The 20,177-nt window shown below is 69.2% G+C and carries 14 protein-coding genes; 7 read left to right on the top strand and 7 right to left on the bottom strand.

From position 1 onward, the window contains the following. Position 1 precedes the first annotated feature (1 nt). Positions 2-1,390, bottom strand: a complete 1,389-nt coding sequence (locus D187_RS47290) for a HAMP domain-containing sensor histidine kinase (protein WP_002631737.1) — start codon at positions 1,388-1,390, stop codon at positions 2-4. Continuing rightward, complete coding sequence (locus D187_RS47285; protein WP_002631736.1) at positions 1,387-2,076, bottom strand: response regulator transcription factor; 690 nt, start codon at positions 2,074-2,076, stop codon at positions 1,387-1,389. Before D187_RS47285 ends, D187_RS47290 begins: the two co-directional genes overlap by 4 nt. 874 nt (positions 2,077-2,950) lie before the next feature. Between D187_RS47285 and D187_RS47280 the strand changes: the two genes are divergently transcribed. The 4 genes from D187_RS47280 (at position 2,951) to D187_RS47265 (ending at position 10,513) form a co-directional block, all read left to right on the top strand. Next, complete coding sequence (locus D187_RS47280) at positions 2,951-5,833, top strand: ATP-binding protein (protein WP_002631735.1); 2,883 nt, start codon at positions 2,951-2,953, stop codon at positions 5,831-5,833. Positions 5,834-5,922: 89 nt separating this feature from the next. Continuing rightward, complete coding sequence (locus D187_RS47275) at positions 5,923-6,429, top strand: DUF302 domain-containing protein (RefSeq protein WP_002631734.1); 507 nt, start codon at positions 5,923-5,925, stop codon at positions 6,427-6,429. 176 nt (positions 6,430-6,605) lie between these two features. Beyond that, positions 6,606-9,092, top strand: a complete 2,487-nt coding sequence (locus D187_RS47270; RefSeq protein WP_002631733.1) for a PQQ-dependent sugar dehydrogenase — start codon at positions 6,606-6,608, stop codon at positions 9,090-9,092. Between the two features lie 122 nt (positions 9,093-9,214). Continuing rightward, positions 9,215-10,513, top strand: coding sequence for a S8 family peptidase (locus D187_RS47265; RefSeq protein ID WP_043435492.1), 1,299 nt, complete (start codon positions 9,215-9,217; stop codon positions 10,511-10,513). Positions 10,514-10,557: 44 nt separating this feature from the next. Here the strand turns inward: D187_RS47265 and D187_RS47260 are convergent, their stop codons facing one another. Further along, positions 10,558-12,723: a prolyl oligopeptidase family serine peptidase gene (locus tag D187_RS47260; RefSeq protein ID WP_002631731.1), complete on the bottom strand. Its 2,166-nt coding sequence runs from the start codon at positions 12,721-12,723 to the stop codon at positions 10,558-10,560. A 186-nt stretch (positions 12,724-12,909) separates the two neighbouring features. Between D187_RS47260 and D187_RS47255 the strand changes: the two genes are divergently transcribed. Then, complete coding sequence (locus D187_RS47255; RefSeq protein WP_002631730.1) at positions 12,910-13,653, top strand: MerR family transcriptional regulator; 744 nt, start codon at positions 12,910-12,912, stop codon at positions 13,651-13,653. A 52-nt stretch (positions 13,654-13,705) separates the two neighbouring features. Here D187_RS47255 and D187_RS51440 read toward each other — a convergent pair whose 3' ends face one another. The 3 genes from D187_RS51440 to D187_RS47245 are packed head-to-tail and all read right to left on the bottom strand — an operon-like array spanning position 13,706 to position 16,842. Next, positions 13,706-15,682, bottom strand: coding sequence for a hybrid sensor histidine kinase/response regulator (locus D187_RS51440; RefSeq protein ID WP_002631729.1), 1,977 nt, complete (start codon positions 15,680-15,682; stop codon positions 13,706-13,708). A 2-nt stretch (positions 15,683-15,684) separates the two neighbouring features. Next, complete coding sequence (locus D187_RS57315) at positions 15,685-16,011, bottom strand: acyl-CoA dehydrogenase family protein (protein WP_002631728.1); 327 nt, start codon at positions 16,009-16,011, stop codon at positions 15,685-15,687. Between the two features lie 3 nt (positions 16,012-16,014). Continuing rightward, positions 16,015-16,842, bottom strand: a complete 828-nt coding sequence (locus D187_RS47245; RefSeq protein WP_002631727.1) for an acyl-CoA dehydrogenase family protein — start codon at positions 16,840-16,842, stop codon at positions 16,015-16,017. Between the two features lie 234 nt (positions 16,843-17,076). Between D187_RS47245 and D187_RS47240 the strand changes: the two genes are divergently transcribed. Continuing rightward, positions 17,077-18,072 (top strand): alpha/beta fold hydrolase, encoded by a 996-nt coding sequence (locus D187_RS47240; RefSeq protein ID WP_043435487.1) that lies wholly within the window; start codon positions 17,077-17,079, stop codon positions 18,070-18,072. Positions 18,073-18,141: 69 nt separating this feature from the next. Here D187_RS47240 and D187_RS47235 read toward each other — a convergent pair whose 3' ends face one another. Further along, entirely contained in the window at positions 18,142-18,606 is a 465-nt protein-coding gene (locus tag D187_RS47235) for a dirigent protein (protein ID WP_211241662.1), read from the bottom strand. A gap of 70 nt (positions 18,607-18,676) precedes the next feature. Here D187_RS47235 and D187_RS47230 point away from each other — a divergent pair, with 70 nt between their 5' ends. After that, on the top strand, positions 18,677-20,158 hold the full coding sequence (locus D187_RS47230) for a carboxylesterase/lipase family protein (RefSeq protein ID WP_002631724.1): 1,482 nt from the start codon (positions 18,677-18,679) through the stop codon (positions 20,156-20,158). Positions 20,159-20,177 lie beyond the last annotated feature (19 nt).

The following is a 20,177-nucleotide window of genomic DNA, read 5'->3' as shown; positions in this document are numbered from 1 at the left end:
CTCAAGCGGGCTGGGGCCGCGTGGGCAGCTCCAACACCAGCTCCGTCCCCCGCTCCGGGCGCGGCTCCACCCAGGCGTGGCCTCCGTGCCGCCGCGCCACCTCGCGGACGATGGCCAGACCAATCCCCGCTCCGGGCTTGGCACCGGACAACCTCCGGAAGGGGGCGAACACCGACTCCCTCTCCGCGAACGGAATGCCCGGGCCCTCGTCCGCCACGCTGATGCGCACCCACTCCCGCTCCCGCCACAAGCGCACGTGGATCTCCCCTCCACTCGGGGAGAACTTGAGGGCGTTGGCCAGCAGGTTGTCCACCGCCCGCCGCACCCCGCCCGGATCGAACCAGCACTCCTCCCGCGCGGGGGTCTCCAGGCGGATGATGAGCCCGTGCACCTCCGCCTCGGCGCGCGCCGCCTCCACCGACTGACTCACCACCTCGGACAAATCCGCCTTCTTGCGATCCCACTCCCCCCGTCCCACCGCGGCCAGTTCCAGCAGCTCGCCCGCCAGGATGGCCAGCCGCTCCACCTCACCCCGCACCTCGCTCAAGGAGGTGCGCAGCTCCTCGGCGCCCCGCTCGCGCCGCAGGGCGAGGTCCATCCGGGTCCGCATGAGGGAGAGCGGCGTGCGCAGCTCGTGGGCGGCGTCCGCGATGAGCCGGTCCTGCGCGTCCCGGGCACCGCGCAACTTGTCCGTGACCTCGGCGAGCACCTCCCGCAGCTGGCCAATCTCATCCGCGCCACCATCCAAGGGAGGCGCCTGGGAGAAGTCTCCCTCGCGCAAGCGCGTCAGGTGGCGGGTGATGGTGCTCAACCGGTACGCCATGCGCCGGGCGAGGAACGTCTGGAGCACCAGCAACGTCAACGCCAGCAGCGCCGCCACGGAGAAGGCCCTGCGGTAGTAGCCGCTCACCGAGTCATCCACCTGCTCCAGCGACGCGGTCAGGCGCAGTGCATACAGCTCGCCCTGGGGCGAGCGGACGCTCACCACCGCTTCGCGCTCGCGCGTTCCATCCGGCAGGGCGCGGGTCGAGAGCTGAGGCGGAAGCTCGGGGTCGCCCGGCTTCAGCGAGACCATGGCGGCCTCCTCCTCCGGCATGGGTGGATGCTGCATCAGCAGCCGCCCATCCTGGTCGAAGAGTTCACCCCGTGGGGCGAAGGGCCGCACGTGCTCGAGGAGCGGGTACATGGACATGTTCAGGCTCACCCGCTTCTCGGAGCCCTCGAAGAGGTTGACGCTGAGGCTCTCCACTGCGGCCTGGGTCAGCAGGGCATGGTCCAGCGCGGTCTCCAGGTCATACCGGAAGAGCTGCCCGGCGACGACGAGCGCTCCCAGCGACGCCAGGCACGGCACCAGGACGCCGAACAACCAGAGACGTCGCGTGAGCGTCATGGCTCGCGAGGCCCCTGCTCGACGAGCAGGGTGTAACCCACGCCCCGCACCGCGCGGATGGAAACGTCCTTGGCGCCCAGCCGCTCCAGCTTCGTGCGCAGATAGCCCACGTACACCTCCAGCACGTTGGGGCTGCCCTCGAAGTCCGGACCCCAGGCCTGCGCCATCAGCCTCGCGCGCACCTGGGGCGTGCCCTGCTGGCGCGCCAGCGAGGAGATCAGGGAGAACTCACGCGCGGTGAGCGACTCCTCCTGGAGCCCCCGGCGCAACACCCGGCGGCGGGGATCCAACAACACCGAGCCCATCCGCACCGGTCCGCCCTGCTGCTCACCCCGGCGGCGCAGGGCCTCCACCCGCGCCAGCAGCTCGTCGAAGTCGAAGGGCTTCACCAGGTAGTCGTCCGCCCCGGCCCGCAGCCCGATGACCTTCTCCCCGGTCGTGCCCCGGGCCGTCAACATCAACACCGGCGTCTGCAGGCCCGCCTCGCGCCACTGGCGCAGGACGGAGACGCCGTCCAGGCCCGGCAGGGACCAGTCCAGGAGGATGACGTCGAAGTGCTCGAGCTCATCCTGGCTCGGGGTGGTTCGGCCGCTGGTGCAGACGCGGATCTCGTGTCCCTCTTCTTCCAGGCCCTGCTTCAGCAGGCCCACCATCTTCTCTTCATCTTCGACGAGCAGGAGCTTCAAGGCGGTTCACCATGAACCGACCCGGTGCGCACCGCCATGAGGAGCGGGCGCCGCGGGTGGATTGGACCGGTGGTTGATGTTGAGCCCAGCCACGACAATCGCCGGATGCCAGTGTTTCATGGTCGAAACAAATGGCAGGCATCATGGCAGGACGGACCCTGACCCACGGGAAGGCACGGAGAGAGGCTCGCCCCCTGTGCGAGGGCTCGGCTCGGGGCCGACGGGGGCCGGGCAGGACAGCAGCAGGCGTTGGTCCATTTCCGCAATTCTCGTACAATCAAGAAAAATCAGCTTTAATCCATTTTCCTTATATGCGGCGAGTACCCCGTTTTCAATATTGTTATGATTGCAGCTCCTATAAAGCACATCGCGGTTGCCACGGGTCCGCGTCCGCGAGCGGCTGGCGACTTCCAGGATGGGCGTACGTTGTGCGCCGACGTGGGTCCCCCGATGCCGTGGTAGCCAAGGAACAAAGTCGGCTCCAGGATGCATTTCCGCATGCACAGACATGATCGTCACGCCTACCGCCCCACCACGGAGGAGGATGAATTCACATCCATCGTGTTGAAACACAATCACAAAGCACGGCGTCGCCCGCTGGGCCAAGTCAAAGAACCAGCTGAGCGAGCGCGGCCCCTTACCCGGGCCCATCGCGCGCCCCCACCGCGGGCCCCGGTGCCACGCCCACTCCATTCGCGGGAGTCCCCACTGGAGGAGAACGAACACTTCCGGGCCTTCCGTTGAGACTGAGACATGGGCTCCGGCCCGGGCCCGGGTGCCTCCCCTGGGCACCAGCCGGGCACTCCAACCGAGCAGCACCTCCACGGTCCGCCATGTCATACACCTCCCGGCGGACACGGAAGGAGACGTGGGAATGACGAGCCGGACGAATCCCCAGGAGGTCCTCGCGGGCGGCGGTGAGATGGGCGCGCGCATGCGGGCACTCGATTGGTCCCACACGGCCGTGGGACCCGTGGAGGGCTGGCCCCAGTCGCTGCGCACCGCGGTCTCCATCCTCCTCAACTCGCGCTTTCCCATGATGATCCACTGGGGGAAGGAGCTCACCCAGTTCTACAACGACGCCTACGCGCCGAGCCTCGGCTCCAAGCACCCCGGCGCCCTGGGACAGGCCGCCTACCCCTGGTGGTCGGAAATCTGGGACGTGCTCGAGCCGATGTTCGAGCGGGTGCTCGCGGGCGAGGCCACCTGGTACACGGATCAGCTCTTCCTGCCCAACCGTCACGGCTTCGTCGAGGAGGCGTACTTCACGCTCTCTCACAGCCCCATCCGCGACGAGTCGGGAGGCATCAACGGCATCTTCCTCGCGGTGACGGAGACCACGGCCCAGGTGCTGGGCGGGCGCCGGCTGCGCGCGCTCAAGGCGTTGGGCGAGGCCTGCGAGAATCCCCCGAGCACCTGGGAGGCCTGCCAGCGGGCGGCGCGCGTGTTGGAGGACTACCGCCACGACGTGCCCTTCGCGCTCTTCTACCTACGCGACGGGGGCATCCTGCGCCGGGCGGCGCTCGTGGGACTGGAGGAGACGAGTCCCGCCGCGCCCGAGGTGGTGCCGGAGGACGCGGGCTCCGGGACGGAGCCTGTCTGGCCCCTGGCGCTCGTGGCCCGCTCGGGTGAGCCGCTCACGCTCGAGGACGTGGAAGCGCGCGCGGGAGCCCTACCGGGTGGCCCCTGGCCGGAAACACCCCGGTACGCGCTGGTGCTCCCGCTCGGAGAGGCGAGCGAGGCGTCCGCCGGAGTGCTCGTGGTGGGAATCAGCCCGCGCCGCCCGCTGGATGCCGACTACCGCTCCTTCCTCTCCCTTGTGGCCGGACAGGTGACCACGGCACTGGCCCGCGCGCGCCGGGCCGAGGAGGAGCGGCGGCAGGCGGACGCCGCGGCGGAGCTGGACCGGAGCAAGACGGCCTTCTTCAGCAACGTCAGCCACGAGTTGCGCACGCCGCTCACCCTGCTGATGGGCCCGCTGGAAGACGCGCTCGCGGACACCGCGCAGAGCCTGACCGGCACCCAGCGCGAGCGCGTGGACCTGGCCTGGCGGGGCGCGCGGCGGCTCTTGAAGCTCGTGGGCATGGTGCTGGACTTCAGCCGGATGGACGCGCGGCGGATGCACGCCGCCCTGGAGCCCACGGACCTGTCCGCGCTGACGGCCGGGTGCGCCAGCACCTTCGAGGCCGCCTTCCAGAAGGCGGGGGTGCGACTGGTGATCGACTGTCCGCCCCTGCCCGGGCTCATGCGGGTGGACCGGGAGGCGTGGGAGAAGATCGTGCTCAACCTCGTCTCCAATGCCTTCAAGTTCACCTTCGCGGGCGAGGTCCGCGTCTCGCTGCGCTGGAGCGAGGGCCGGGTGGAGCTGGCGGTGGCGGACACCGGCACGGGCATTCCCGAGGCCGAGCTGCCGCGCCTCTTCGAGCGCTTCCACCGGGTGAAGGGCACGCGGGGCCGCAGCGTGGAGGGCAGTGGCATCGGGCTCGCGCTGGTGCGCGAGCTGGCGCGGATGCACGGTGGCGAGGTTCGCGCGGAGAGCACCCCGGGCCAGGGCAGCACCTTCTTCGTCACCCTGCCCGCGCGCCTGGAGCCGGGCGAGGTCTCCACCCCGCCGGGCCCCCTCGCACGCGCCTTCGTCCAGGAGGCCGAGGGGTGGCTGGAGTCCCCCCCGGCGCCCTCGAGTGGCCCCCGAGCGGGGCTCGCCCACGTGCTGCTCGCCGAGGACAACGCGGACATGCGCGCCCACCTGCGACGCCTGTTGGAGGAAGCGGGCTACACGGTGGAGGCGGTGGCGGACGGACAGGCGGCCCTGGAGCGAGCCCGCGCGCGGCCGCCCGAGCTGGTGTTGTCGGACGTGATGATGCCGGGCCTGGATGGCTTCGAGCTGTTGCGCGCGTTGAAGGACCATGCACCCACCTCCCATACGCCCGTCATCCTCCTGTCGGCGCGCGCCGGGCAGGAGGCCATCGTGGAAGGACTCGCGGCGGGCGCGAGCGACTACCTGGTGAAACCCTTCTCCGCCCGCGAGCTGCTCGCGCGCGTGGAAGGAGCCCTGAAGACGGAGCGCGCACGCTCGGATCTCGACGCCTTCGCGGGACGCATCGCCCACGACCTGCGCAACCTCCTCGCTCCCCTGTCGATGCTGAGCGAGCGGATACGTGACTCGTCGGACGAGCGGGCCCGGTGGGCCGGCGAGCGCCTCGAGCGCATCACCCGCCGGGCCTACAACCTGCTGGACGGCATGCTGACGTTCTCCCAGGCGGGAAGCGCGGCGAAGGCCTCACACGGCGCGGTGTCCGTCCGGGCCGTCGCCGACGACGTGGCGGAGGACCTGAGCGGAGCACGCACCCGGGTGGGCGCGGTGCTGGAGCTCCAGGACGTGGAGGACGTGCACGTGACACTCCCGCGCGGCCTGCTCTACGTGGTGCTCGCCAACCTGCTGACCAATGCCTTCAAGTTCATGGAGGGGCGTCCCGAGCGGCGGGTGGAGGTGACGGCCCGCGCGGAGGGAGCCGGCTGCGTGCTGACGGTGCGCGACACCGGCCCCGGCATTTCCGCCGCGGCGCTCCCGCGCATCTTCGAGCCCTTCTACCGGGCTCCGGGCGCCACGGCCTCCGGTCACGGCATCGGACTGGCGACGGTGCGGCGCATCCTCAAGGCCCATGGCGGCGAGGTCTCCGTCCAGTCGGTGGTCGACCAGGGCACCACCTTCACCGTCTGGATGCCCCGCGCCACGACGGCCGCCACACGCGGGTGAGGCGCCCACCTCCACCACGGGTTCCCCTCTTGACGCATCATCCCCATGATATTATCAGCGTAATAAATTCTTTTCGACGGAAGACACGGATGATTCAAGACGAGAGCACCCTCGTTCATCGCGAGTACGTGAGTGACCGTCCGTTCGAGGCGGTGGTCGAGGACTTCGAGGCCGTGGTGGGCACCCTCGAGGATCCCTCGCTCCAGGAGGCACTGACGGCCTCGGGAGATGAGGCGGGCTTCGAGGCTCGCATTCGTGCCGCCGAGGGCCCGAGTGGCTTCATGAAGTTCTTCGTGGCGGATCATGGTGCCTGGCTGGCCCGGGTGGGGCAGAAGGCCCGGGCACGGATGTATGTGATAGGCAATCCGCTGATCGCGCGAACCATGCTGCGCCACGACGTGGCGATGGGCCTGCACGTCCCGGTGCGTGTGCTCATCCATGAGCACCGCGACGGCAAGTGCCACCTCGGCTATGACGTCCCCTCCTCGCTGATGGCCCGCCTGGGCAACGAGGAGTTGCTCGTCGCCGCGAGGAAGCTCGACGACAAGCTCGCGATGCTGGCCGAGCAGGTGACAGGGGACTCGGCGCGCGGGTGAACTGGAGTGCATTGGCCGACGCTCCATGGGTGGGTCATGCCCGGGCACGGCTCCTTTTGTGGGGTAGTCCACAGCTGGCAGGAACCGCTGGACGGGTGTCAGCCAATGCATGTTGCTCTACATCTGCCCTCCACTTTGGTGCCCTGGCACTCTTGCGCTCCTGGGGGGGAGTCCTCGTGCAACAGCTCTGGTCCTGGCCCAGGAATGTCCTGGGCTTCGTGTGTTTACTCGCCCCTCTGGCCTTGCTGCCGTTCGAGTCCAAGGAACGAGCCACGGCCCCGCGCGCCCTGGCCCTGCCGAGCGGCTTCACCCAGGAGGTGATCGCCTCGGGTCTGAACTTCCCCACCGCCTTCGCCAACCTCCCGGATGGGCGCATCCTGATCGCCGAGAAGCCAGGCGTGGTGAGGGTCTACAAGAATGGGGCCCTGCTCGGCGCGCCCTTCATCGACATCCGGGATCGGGTCAACGACTACCACGACCGCGGATTGCTGGGCCTGACCATCGACCCGAACTTCGCCCAGAACGGCCGCGTCTACCTGCTCTACACCTACGAGAACGAGCCGAACGACTACACGGGGCCCAAGACGGGACGCCTGGCGCGCTATACGGCGGAGGGAGATACGGCTTCACCGGGCAGCGAGGCGGTGCTTCTGGGCACCACCGTGGGCCGCTCCTGCAATGACTTCCCTCCGGGCACCGACTGCATCCCCTCCGACTCTCCGTCCCACTCCGTGGGCAACGTCAAGTTCGCCCCCGATGGCAGTCTCTTCGTGACACTCGGAGATGGGGCCCAGTTCACCCTCGTCGACCGGGACGCACTGAGGGCCCAGGCGCTCGAGTCGCTCGCGGGCAAGGTGCTTCGCATCACCCCCGGCGGGGCCGGACTGCCGACGAACCCCTACTGGAATGGCGATGCCGCCGCCAACGCGTCGAAGGTCTGGAGCCTCGGTCTGCGCAATCCCTACCGGTTCAACCTGCGCCCGGGCAATGCCCTCCCCTACCTGGGTGACGTGGGCTGGAGCACCCACGAGGAAATCAACGTCGCCACCGCGGGAGCGAACCTCGGCTGGCCCTGCTACGAAGGGAACGAGCGTCAGGGGGGCTATGAGCCCGAGCCGGAGTGTCAGTCCCTCTATGCGCTCGGCCCGTCCGCCGTGAAGATGCCGCTCTACGCCTGGCCGCACAATGGAGGGACGGCGGCGGCCACGGGCGGGACGTTCTATACCGGCACGGCCTACCCCAGCGCCTATCATGGCGCGTTCTTCTTCGGAGACTACGCGCAGGGCTGGCTGCGCTTCCTGCACGTGGACGCCGAGGACAACCTCCTCGGCGTGAGCGATTTCGCGACCGACATGGATGGAGCCGTCGACATCGAGTCCGGCCCGGATACCCACCTCTACTACCTCGCCATCGCGCAAGGCGAACTGCGCCGCATCCGCTATACGGAAGGCAACTCCCCTCCCATCGCGGTGGCCTCGGCGACGCCGACGAATGGGAGCGAGCCCCTGAGCGTGCAGTTCTCCAGTGCCGGTTCCAGTGACGCGGATGGAGATCCGCTGCGCCCCACCTGGGATTTCGGAGATGGCACGCCAACGACGAACGAACCCCATCCGCTGCACACCTATGCCGCGAAGGGCACCTATTCCGCGCGGCTGACCGTCGAGGATGGAAGGGGCGCCAGCAGCTCGGCGGTGGTGAGCATCTCCGTCGGCAATACCGCGCCCACGGTGACCCTCCACGAGCCCCTGCCCTCGAGCCGCTTCAAGGTGGGGGATGTCATCACCTTCTCCGGCTCGGCGACGGACCCCGAGGACGGACCCCTTCCCGACACCGGTCTGGCCTGGACGCTCATCCTGCAACACTGTCCGGGCGGACAATGCCACCCCCATCCGCTGCTCTCGCGCACCGGAGCATCCGGAAGCTTCACCATTCCGGATCACGGTGACGAGTTCTTCATCGAGTTACGGCTCACCGCCACGGATTCCAATGGCCTGTCGAGCACGGCGGTCACGCAGCTCCATCCCCAGACGGTCCAGCTCACCCTGGACACCTCACCGCCCGGGTTGCAACTGGTGTACGACGGCACCACGGCGACGACCCCCATCACGCGCACGGCCATCGTCGGCAGTACCCACACGCTCTACGCGCCTTCACCCCAGGGGGACTTCACGTTCGAGTCCTGGTCGGATGGTGGCGGCATCCAGCACCCGGTGACGGTCGGCACGACGGACAGCACGTACATCGCGACCTTCGCCAACACGGGGCTCATCGTCTGTCCGGTGGGTGAATTCCGCGCGGAGTATTTCAACAACCGCTCCCTGTCCGGCTCCCCCTCCCGGGTCCGCTGCGAGCCCGCCCCCATCCAGTACGACTGGGGTGAGGGCGCGCCCCCCGAAACCGGCCTGGGACCGGACGAGTTCTCGGTGCGGTGGACGGGACGCTTCTCCTTCTCCCTGGGCTTCTACAGGTTCACCACCCGCGCCGACGACGGTGTGCGGCTCTGGGTGGGCGGCGGCTCGCCCGTCATCGACGCGTGGAGGGATCAGGCGCCCACGAGCTACTCCACCTTCCTCTTCATGCTCAGGCGCGAGTACGAGGTGAGGCTCGAATACTACGAAGCGGGGGGTGGAGCGGTCAGCCAGCTGCGCTGGAGTCGGATATAGTATCGTCCGCATGTCTGGTTTTGGACGGACGTGCGCGACCCTGGACCGGAAGTGGGTGGGTCAGACGTCTCTTTAAACTGAAACAAGCAACCGGGTATTTTCCCGGCAACAGGGGGGAAGCAATGCGTCTCCGTACAGTGTCTTGGATGGCCGTGTCCGTCGTCTCCGTGTCCTTGCTGGCGGGTTGCGCGGCCAGGAACGTTCCCCTTCCCCAGCCCCCTTCCGACGAGCCCTGCCCTCAGGCCGCGCTCGGGTCCGAGGCGCGCACCGGGAAGTTCGTCACCGTGGCCCATGCGATTCCGGGCGAGTACATCGTCGTCCTCAGGACACCGCGTCCGGGGGAGACGCCGCTCGCGCCTTCCGTGGCGGCGGACAACCTCTCGGCACGCCACGGCGGCCGCGCCTTCCGCACATACGCGCATGCCCTGCGCGGGTTCGCCAGCCGGATGACCGCGGAGCAGGCCCGCGCGATGGCCAGCGATCCCGAGGTGGCGTACGTGGAGGAGAACGGGGTGATGCGCGCCATCGGGGAGCGCCAACCCGATGCCACCTGGGGCATCGACCGTGTCGATCAGCGAGATCTGCCGCTGGACAACTCCTACCTCTACAGCGCCAACGGCAAGGGCGTGCATGCCTACATCATCGACACCGGCATCCGCGTCTCCCACAGCGAGTTCGACGGGCGCGCGCAGGCCGACCATGATGTCTTCTCGGATGGCCGGCAGGGCATCGACTGCCATGGGCATGGCACGCACGTGGCCGCCACCGTGGGCGGCCGTGTCTACGGCGTCGCCAAGGAAGTCCGTCTCCACGCGGTGCGCGTGCTCGACTGCGGGGGAAGTGGCTCGACCGCCGGGGTGATCTCCGGCGTGGAGTGGGTGGCCCAGAACCGGCAGCTCCCCGCGGTGGCCAACATGAGCCTGGGGGGCGGCAAGAGCCAGGCGCTCGATGACTCTATCCGTCAGGCGATCGCCGCGGGTGTCACCTTCGTGGTCGCCGCGGGGAACGACAACCAGGATGCCTGCGCGGTGTCTCCCGCGCGGGCCCCCGAGGCCCTCACCGTGGGCGCCACCGAGGGCAGCGACAAGCGCGCCTCCTTCTCCAACTGGGGGAGCTGCGTGGATGTCTTCGCGCCTGGCCACCAAATCTCCTCGGCCTGGATCTCCGATGACAACGCCACCCGTGTCCTCAACGGCACCTCCATGGCCGCGCCGCACGTCGCCGGCCTCACCGCGCTCTTCCTGGAGCGCAACCCCACCGCCACTCCCGCCGCCGTGGCCTCCGTGCTCGTCGACAACTCCACGCCCGGCAAGGTGGCCAACGCGGGGCGGTGCTCGCCCAACCGGCTGATGTACTCCGGCTTCCTCGGGGACCCCGCGTTCAGGAGCCCCACCGTCCAGACGGTCAAGGACACGCAGTAGACCCGAACCCCGCGCCGGTGTGGCCCCGGCGCGGGGACGGACACCTAACGGCTCACCGGCCGGTACTTCATGCCCAGCTCGTTGAAGAGGAAGGCGTGGACATCCACCTCCTCGGCGATGGTCTCCGACAGCGGCGTGCCCATGCCGTGGCCCATGTCGTTGGTGCGCAGCAACACCGGACGCTTCGAGCCCGTGGCCGCCCGCAGCCGCGCCACCATCTTGCGCGAGTGGAAGGGGTCCACGCGCGGATCATTCTCGCCCGAGGTGAAGAGCACCGACGGGTACTTCGTCCCGTCCTTCACGTGGTGGTAGGGCGAATAGGCATACAGCGCCTGGAATTGCCCGGGGTCCTTCACCGTGCCGTACTCGGTGGTGTTGAACTGCCCGTTGGGCGTGAGCTCCACCCGCAGCATGTCGTAGATGCCCACGTGCGCGAGCACCGCGCGGAACAGCTCCGGATGCTGGGTGAGCGCGGCGCCCATCAACAGGCCACCGTTGCTGCCGCCCTCGATGGCCAGGCGCTCGGGCTTCGTCCACTTCTTCTCCACCAACAGCTTCGCGCAGGCGTGGAAGTCATCGAAGACGTTCTGCTTCTTCGTCAGCGAGCCCTGCGTGTGCCACTCCTCGCCGAACTCCGAGCCACCGCGCAGGTTGGCCACGGCCACCACCCCACCCTGCTCGATGAAGGCGAAGTGGAGCACATGGAAGCTCGGGGACAGGGAGATGTTGAAGCCACCGTACCCGGTGAGCAACGTGGGGTTGTTGCCGTCCCGCTTCGTGCCATCCGCGTACAGGAGGTTGAGCGGCACCTGGGTGCCGTCCTTCGAGGTGCACATGACACGCTCCACCCGCACGTGGCTCGTGTCCACCGGAGAGGTGCGTCCCAGCGCCGTCTTCGCCAGCGTCCCGTCGCCAGCCGAGTAGCGGAACACGCTCGTCGGCGCGAGGTAGCTGATGGAGCCGAAGAGGACGTCGTCTCCCCCCAGGCGCGTGGGCCAGCCCACCGAGGACACCGGCGGCGTGGGCACCCGTCCGAGGTCCTTTCCATCCAGGCCCACCATGCGCATCCGCATGGGGCCGCCGAGCTGCTCCGTCACGTAGAGGCGCGTGGCGGTGGCGAGCAACCCGTCGATGGAGGCCTCTGCCTGGGGGATGAAGACGGTGGCCTTGTCCAGGCTCGGCGCGGCGAGCGGAATCCGCAGCACCTTGCCGCGCGGCGCGTCCCGGCGCGACAGCGCGTAGAGCGCCCCGTCCTGCCCGAAGGCCACGGAGACGAGCTTGTCCTCGAACCGGGAGAGCTGCGTCCAGGCGCCCTGCTGGGACCGGAGGTAGACGGCGTACTCGCCACCGTCCCCGTTGCCCAGGATGGCCATCACGTGCGCCCCATCCTCGGAGGTGGAGAGCGCGTAGTTGGCGATGCGCGGCGCCCCCTTGCCCAGCTCGTAGGTGTCCTGTGCCGTGGGCGTGCCGAGCTGGTGGAAGTACACCTGCTGGAAGAAGTCCCGGTCCTCGGGGGGGCGCTCCTCGCCACGCGGGTAGCGCGTGTAGAAGAAGCCCGTGCCGTCCGCGTTCCAGGTGAGCGAGCCGCCGGCCGTACCACCGTTCACCCGTGGCACCGACTCGCCCGGCAGGGGCTTGCCCGTGGCCACGTCGTAGACGGTGACGTCCCCGCTCTCCGTGCCGTCCTTCGACAGCGACACGGCCACCTTCTTGCCGTCGAGCGAGGGGACGAAGAAGTCGATGGTGGTGTGGCCGCTCGGGTCCAGCACCATCGGGTCCACCAGCACACGGGCCGTGGAGGGGTCTTCCACGGACGGCAGGACCACCAAGAAGGACTGCTGCTTGGGGGGCTGGGACTTCAGCGCGAAGAGCGTGCCGCCGCGCTGCCGCAGGGCGTAATGCGACGCGGACTGGTGGGTGAGGAGCGTGGTGACGCGGGCGCGGATGGCCTCGCGAGAGGGCAGCTTGTCGAGCACCGCCCGCGTGTACGCCCTCTCTCCCTGGAGCCACCGGCGCACCTCGGGGTCGTCCCCCTTCTCGAGCCACTGATAGGGGTCCTCCACCTTCACCCCGTGGTAGGTGTCCACCACGGGTTTGCTCGCCGCGACGGGTGGGGCGGGTACGGCGGTGCCCTTGCCCGCGGCGAACGGCTTCAACGGAGCGAGCAGCGACAGCGTGGCGAGCGCCAGCTTGATGCGGGGGTGGTGCACGAGGTCCCTCGGGTCGAAAGGAGGGCTCGCAGCCTGCCACGCGGCGCCGGGGTTTGCGCGTACCGCGCGGCCCTCGGAGCGGACCCTGGCCTCCGAAAGTGACGCGGCGCCGCACGAGCCCGGTTGACCTTGACGCAACGTCAAGCTGTAGCTTCGTTTCAATGACTCCAACGAGGAGGGAGCCCGATGGAATGGTCCATCCAGGACATCGCTCGCCTGGCGGGAACGACGAGCCGCACCCTGCGTCATTACGATGACGTGGGGCTGCTCGAGCCGAGCCGTATCGGGAGCAATGGCTATCGTTATTATGATCAGGCGGCGCTCGTCCGCCTGCAACGCATCCTGCTGCTGCGGGAGCTCGGCCTGGGTCTGCCCGCCATCGCCGAGGTACTGCAAGGGCAGAAGGACACCACCCGGGCCTTGCAGACCCACCTCACGTGGCTGAGGCGGGAGCAACAGCGTCTGGCGCGGCAAATCACGTCGGTGGAAACGACGATTCGCAAGTTGAACGGAGGAGAGCAGCTCATGGCCGAGGAGATTCTCGATGGCTTCGACAACAGCCAGTACGAAGAGGAGGTGGTCCAGCGGTGGGGACGGGACGCCTATGACAAGAGCCAGCTCAAGTGGACCGCCCTGGGCAAGGACAGGCAGCGCGACCTGATGGCCGAACAGGAGCGGATCGCCCAGGCACTCGCCGAGGCGAGCGTGCGCGGCGAGGATGCCGCCAGTGACGAGGTGCAGGAGTTGGTGCGCCAGCACCACGCGTGGGTGTCGTTCTTCTGGGTGCCCAACCGCGAGGCCTACATCAACCTGGGGGAGATGTACGTCGCGGATCCGCGCTTCACGGCCGTCTACGACAAGCACACCCAGGGGGCGACGCGGTTCATCCGGGATGCCATGCGCGTCTTCGCGGAGAAGAACCTGGAATAAGCGAATGAAACGTACGCCGGGGCCCGGGCGAGGCAATCTCCGGGCACTCGCGTCAGAGCCGGCCCGCCAGGGTCGCGAGCATGAGCAGCAGCTCATCGGCCGGCACGGGCTTGGCCAGATGCATCTGGAAGCCGGCGAGCAGCGCCTTGCGCCGGTCCTCCGGACGCGCGTGGGCGGTGATGGCCAGGGCGGGTACCCGCCCACCGCGCTCCGCCGGAAGCGCCCGGACGCGCCGCAGGAAGGTGTGGCCATCCTCCCCCGGCATGCCGACGTCCGAGATGAGCACATCCGGTTTGTCCCGCAGCAGCAGTTCCCAGGCCTCGGCGGCGGAACTGGCGGCCGTCACGTGCAGCCCGCAGCGCTCCAGCAGGGTCACGAGCATCTCGCGCACGTCCGGCTCGTCCTCGACGAGCAGCACCCGCAGGCCCGCGATCCCCTCCGGGCAATCGAAGGGGAGCGCCTCGGCCCTGGCCGGGTCCGCGCCCTGGTTCGTCACGCGCAGCGGAGAGATGGGCAAGCTCACGACGAACGTCGCTCCCTTGCCCGTCCCCTCGCTCGAAACGGAGACGCTCCCCCCGTGCAGTTCGACCAGGTGGCGCACGATCGACAGGCCCAGCCCCAACCCCCCATGGAGCCGGGTCGCGCTGGAGTCCGCCTGACGGAAGCGCTCGAAGACATGGGGCAGGAACTCCGGAACGATGCCCTGCCCCGTGTCGCGCACCGTGAGTTCCGCCGAGGAGCTCACCCGGCGCAAGGTGACGTAGACGCGTCCACCCTTGGGCGTGAACTTCACCGCGTTGGTGAGCAGGTTCCAGGAGACCTGCTGCAAGCGATGCGCGTCCCCCATCACCGGACCCAGGGTGTCGTCCAGCACGACCTGGAGGCGGATGTCCTTGGCCTGGGCCGCGGGCGTGACGGACTCCACGGCGGCCCGGACGACGCTCTCGAGCTGGAGGGAGGCAACCTCCAGGCGCAGCTTGCCGGAGATGATGCGGCTGACGTCCAGCAGATCCTCGATGAGCTGCGCCTGCGACTTCGCGTTGCGCTCGATGACCTCCAGTGCCCGGGACTGCTTCTCGGGGGAGAGCGTGCCGTTGCGCAGCATCTGCACCCAGCCCAGCATGGAGGTCAGGGGCGTTCTCAGCTCGTGCGACGTCACCGAGAGGAACTCGTCACGCATCCTGACCGCGGCCTCGAGCTGTTGAAGCAGCTCCTCGCGCTCGCGCTGCAGCGTCACCTGCTCGGTGGTGTCCTGCAGCACCAGCAGGAACCCGCCCGGCCCCGTCGCGTCCTCGGGCAGGGGCGCCAGGGAGGCCTCGAGGATCCGCGGCCCGCGCGGGCCCCGCGATTCGAGCAGCGCCTGGGCCGAGGCGCCGGTCGCCCGCACCTTCTCCAGGAGCGCCTCGAAGCCCGGCGGCAGCAGCAACACCAACGGCACCCTCGAGAGCCGCTCCTCGGCCTGCCCCAGGATTCGCCGCGCCGCCGGGTTGCGCACCCGCGCGTAGCCGTTGGCATCGAGCGCCAGGATGCCCACGGGGGCGAGCTCCAGCAGGCGATCGAGGACGGCGGAGGGCCGCGGCCGGACCGGCTCCTCGGCCTGGAGCCGCGAGGAGACGGCCTGGAGCGTGCGCTGATGCTCGCGCCACAGCCGCGTCTGCTGAACGGCCCGCTGAAGCGCCTCCGCGAGCTTCGCCACGCCCTCCGCGCCATGGAGGCTCGTGCGTTGACCGATGAAGGGGGTGTACCTGAAGGTAGCCCGCAGGGCCTCGAGCTGCTCGGGGGCAGCCAGCACCAGCACGCTCACGTCGCGATCCAGCCTCGCCACGCGCTGGGCCAGGGAAAGAGGCCGCCGCTCGAGCGGGCCGATCACCAGCGCGTCGAAGGCCCCCGGGTGGCTCTCCAAGCGCGCCAGGACCTCGTCCGCCGAGGGCACCTGCTCCAGGGTGACGTCATGCGCACCACACCGCTCGCGGAGCACTCCCGCGCTGTCGGTGTCCATCGCGACCAGCAGAGCCCTCGCCGTGCCCACGCTCAGTCCCCCAGCAACGGCAGGTCGAGAAGGGCGCGCCCCACCCAGGTGCGGAGGATGTCGGTGGTGGGCGACATGACGTGGGCCGCGCGCGCGTCACGCAGGTGGCGGAAGAGGGGTGAGCCGCTCTCGGAGTAGCCCCGCCCCCCCACGAGCGTCATGGCCTCGTTCACGACGTGGACGACGCAGTCGGCGACCTCGGCCTTGGCGGAGCAGAGCGCCGCGAGGGCGGTGGCCTCGCCCTGGTCTCCCCTCTCGGCGGCGCTGTGGATGAGCAGCCGCGTGCGCTCGACGACGGCCCAGAGCGTTCCCAGCCGGTGCTGGAGCACGGCCTAGCCGGAAGGAGACGCGCCCCCGTGGGCGTAGTGCCGGTGCTTGAGGTGCGCGGTGGCCTCCTCCAGCGCGCTGCTCGCGATTCCCAGGTACGTCCCCGCCATGGCGATGAGGAAGTAGGGCGCCACGACGTTGAAGACGTACCAGATCTCATCCCCCTCCTGGCCGAGCAGATGGGTGGCCGGGACGAAGACATCCTGGAGCCGCAGCGTCCGGGCCGAGTTGCCTCGCATGCCGATCCCTTCCCAGGCTCCCTCCCACGCCAGGTGCTCCGCCTGGGCGGGAAGGATGACGCAGGAGAAGTCCCCCAGCCGGGCGACCGAGGCCAGGGTCGAGACGACGTAGGAATCCGCATGCCCGCCATTGGTGACGAAGGACTTCGCCCCCTCGAGCCGGTAGCCACCGGGCACGGCGGAGAGCCGCGTCTGGGGCAGGTAGAAGTGAGCCCCGATCCCCGACTCGCTGAGCGCCAGGGTGGTGAGGTGCTCGCCCGCGGCGATGGGCTCCAGGAACGTCCGTTGCTGGAAGGGGGTCGCCTTGGCGGCGAGGACCGCGGACCCCACGCAGTGCATCCCGAAGCAGATGGCCGTCGAGGCGCAGACGCGGCCGAGCACCTCGCAGGTTCGCGCGAGCGCGACGAGCCCCTGTCCTTGACCCCCGAAGGCCGCGGGGACGACCAGGCCACCCAGCCCCGCCGCCTGGAGGGCGCGCAGAGCCGTCTCCGGCCAGCACCCCTCGCCGTCGACCCGGGTGACTTCGGGGGCAGCCACCTCACGCGCCACCTGATCCGCCGCGCGGAGCAACTCACCGAGAGACAGCTGCTTCAAATTCACCTCATGCCCGGCCCCTTGTCAGCAAGAGACCTGACGAGGAGCACTGCTGGATGCGCCAAAGTTGTAACCCCAATATTGGCCAGGGCCACGGGATGAACAGCATTCGCTCGCGTGCCTGATGGCAACAGGCGGGGCCTAGCGTACGGGGGTGGAACAAAAGCTCCTGGGGGGAATGCCCTGGTGTTGACTGCGTGACGCGAGCCCGGCCCGTGCGAGCATCGCGGGCCCATGCGAAAGCCCCTGCTGCTGTCCTGTTTGCTCCTCTCCACTGGTTGTGCCACCCCGTCCGTGCCGCGAACGGGGCCCTCGGATGGCGGTGGTTCGCCGCACCAGGTGAAGCGCGTGAAGGTCGCGCAAGGCGTCGAGCTCGAGGTGCTCGACTTCGGGGGCCAGGGCCCGGCGCTCGTGTTCCTGTCGGGCCTGGGCAACACGGGCCACGTCTTCGACCAGCTCGCGCCCGAGTTCATCGCCCGTCACCACGTCTACGCCCTCACGCGCCGTGGGTTCGGCGCCTCGAGCTGGCCCGACACGGGCTATGACACCCCCACGCTGGGCCTGGATGTCGTTCACGCGCTCGACGGCCTGGGCATCCAGAAGGCCGTGCTGGCGGGCCACTCCATGGCGGGGGACGAGATGACCTGGGTGGGCACCCACCTCCCGGAGCGCGTCGACAAGCTCGTCTACCTGGACGCGACGGATGACCGGGCGGGGATCGCGGTGTTCCTGAGGGAGCTGAGCAATCCGCCCATGCCCACCGTCGAATTCCCGGCGGGGGCGTCACGCGAAGCCGTCGTGGCCATCCTCACGCGCGACCTGGGCGGTCCCTACCCCGCGCACGAGCTCGATCAAGCCCACGAGTTCGACCCCACCACCGGCGGCTACGTGCGCCCGCGCCAGCGCCCCGATGCGGTGGCACAGATGATCCGGGGAGTGGCCAGGGTGGACTTCTCCGCGCCGCGCGCGCCCGTGCTCTCGCTCTTCGACGGACAGGGGTTCGCCGAGTGGATGGAGGCCATGATGAGCCTCGAGCGCACGCCCGCGGACTTCCGGGAGAAGGCACGGGACTTCCTGCCCGGGCTGCGGCGGGACACGGAGGCCGCGGACGCCGCGCTGCGCAAGCAGCCGAACTGGAAGCTGGTGAAGCTCGAGAACGCGCGGCACTACCTCTGGCTCACCCACCCCGCCGATGTCGTACGGGAGATGAACACCTTCCTCGCTCCTTAGGCCAGGCGCGCCTTGCCAGGATGGAGCGAGGCAGGGCGCCTCACATGGGGCACGCTGCCCCCCGCTCCCCTACTGCTTCGGCTTCAGGAAGGTGAGCACCTGGGTGAACGTCCTGTCTCCGTTGGGAGTCGTGAGCAGCACCCCGCTCGCCCCCACATAGGCGCCCGTTCCACCAACGATGGGAATCGAGGAGGGGCCGGTCTCGGCCTCCCGGCCCGCGACGGTGATGGTGCCGTCGGCCATCGTGAGCGTCCACTGGCACTCGCTGAACTGGCCGGGCAACGTCCGGATGCAGAAGCCGCTGTTGGAGCCAATGTTCTCCTTCGCCGCGTTCAACAGGGGCTGATCAAACACAAACATGTCGCCCGGCGAGTCACCCGGCGGTGCGAGGTCCACCGGCGAGGCGATCCCGCTGCGGGCATCGGCGATGGTGGTCAGCGTCCAGGACTCCTCCGCGGGGACGTTGTCGACACAGCCCAGCATCGGGGCGGTCAGGGATACGACACTCACTGCAACGAACATGGCCTTTCGCATCTCGTTCTTCCTTCGGGTGTTGCCCATCATCGGGGTTAACAACGGGCCCTGCTTGGGGTCTTCTACCGGAATGACGAACCCCACCGACACGCTGATCGTCGACACGAGCAACGGCAAGCTCCGCGGCAAGCGCATGGGCGGCGTCCATGCCTGGCTGAACATCCCCTACGCGGCCCCGCCCGTGGGGCCCCTGCGCTTCCGCGAGCCCCAGCCCGTCCAGCCCTGGACGGGCATTCGGGACGCGACCCGGTTTGGCGCCTCCGCCCTCCAGCCGCCCCTGATCCCCGGCCCCCTCAACGCCGTGATCAGCTCCAGCAGCCAGTTCAGCGAGGACTGTCTGTACTTGAATGTCTGGTCGCCCGCGGCGGACGGACGCAAGCGCCCGGTCTGGGTGTGGATCCACGGCGGCGCCTATGACCTGGGGGGCGGCTCGCAGTACCTCGGACACGAGCTGGCGAAGCAGGGGGACATCGTCTTCGTCAGCATCAACTACCGCCTGAACGCGTTTGGCTTCCTGAACCTGGGAGGACTCTTCGAGGACGAGCGCTTCGCGCACAACGCCGGGATGCTCGATCAGGTCGCGGCGCTGCGGTGGGTGAAGGAGAACATCGAGGCGTTCGGCGGAGATCCCGGGCACGTCACCATCGGAGGCGAGTCGGCCGGCTCCGCCTCCGTCGTGACGCTGATGGTGATGAAGGCGGCACGAGGCCTCTTCCACGGCGCCATCGCCCAGAGCGCGGGGATGAGCCTGCACGCCGATTGGGACAACAGCCTGGACATCGCCCAGGAGTTCGCCAGCCAGTTGGGCGTGGGCCGCGACAACCGCGACCAGCTCTGGAGCCTCCCCGCGCCCCTGCTCTCGCGGGCCATGGAGCGCACCAAGAAGACGCGCCCGGAGGGACTCACGACCCGTCCCTACTTCGATGGCCATGTGCTGCCCTCGTCCCTGAAGGAGGCCCGTGCCCTCCGCACCCCGGACATCCCCCTGTTGATCGGCACCAACCTGGACGAGCACCGCTTCTTCACCGTGCTCCGCCTGCCCATCATGCCCTTGAGGCGACCGCGCCTCGCCAACATGCTGACGCGCCAGTTGGGAGCGGAGCGGGCCGACAAGCTCCTCGCGCTCTACCCCGACACGGACCGAGGCCTGACGGACCTGGGCAGCCACTCCATCTTCACCATGCCCAGCATCCACTTCTCCGAGCAGCACGCCCAGCACGCGCCCACCTGGCGCTACCGCCTGGACTACCCCGCCCCCTTCCTCAAGCTGGGGGCGATGCACGCGCTGGACCTGTTCCTGCTCTTCCCCTTTCCGCCCAAGTTGACCCGGCTGCTGCTGGGCAAGCCGACGCCGGAGCTGGAGGCGCTCGCCCAGCGCATGAAGCGGCATTGGTTGCGCTTCGTGCGCGAGGGCCGCCCCGAGGAGGGCTGGCCCGCGTACGACCTGGAGACGCGAAAAACCCTCCTGCTGAATCTGAAGGACGAGCTGGTGGAGGATCCCGAGGGCGAGCGGCGCCGGGCCTGGGCGGAGCGCGACGTGATGCCGAGCTGAGCCGGAGTCCAGGAGGTGG

Origin of the sequence: Cystobacter fuscus DSM 2262 (assembly GCF_000335475.2) — a bacterium.
Classification (GTDB): Bacteria; Myxococcota; Myxococcia; order Myxococcales; family Myxococcaceae; genus Cystobacter; species Cystobacter fuscus.
Note: the sequence above shows the minus strand (reverse complement) of the source record. Positions and strands in the feature narration are given on the sequence as shown.

Coding starts and splice junctions, on each gene's coding strand:
- D187_RS47230 (WP_002631724.1), top strand. CDS start 18,677: ATGACGAACCCCACCGACACGCTGATCGTCGACACGAGCAACGGCAAG.
- D187_RS47280 (WP_002631735.1), top strand. CDS start 2,951: ATGACGAGCCGGACGAATCCCCAGGAGGTCCTCGCGGGCGGCGGTGAG.
- D187_RS47240 (WP_043435487.1), top strand. CDS start 17,077: ATGCGAAAGCCCCTGCTGCTGTCCTGTTTGCTCCTCTCCACTGGTTGT.
- D187_RS47265 (WP_043435492.1), top strand. CDS start 9,215: ATGCGTCTCCGTACAGTGTCTTGGATGGCCGTGTCCGTCGTCTCCGTG.
- D187_RS47255 (WP_002631730.1), top strand. CDS start 12,910: ATGGAATGGTCCATCCAGGACATCGCTCGCCTGGCGGGAACGACGAGC.
- D187_RS47275 (WP_002631734.1), top strand. CDS start 5,923: ATGATTCAAGACGAGAGCACCCTCGTTCATCGCGAGTACGTGAGTGAC.
- D187_RS47290 (WP_002631737.1), bottom strand. CDS start 1,390: ATGACGCTCACGCGACGTCTCTGGTTGTTCGGCGTCCTGGTGCCGTGC.
- D187_RS47235 (WP_211241662.1), bottom strand. CDS start 18,606: ATGCGAAAGGCCATGTTCGTTGCAGTGAGTGTCGTATCCCTGACCGCC.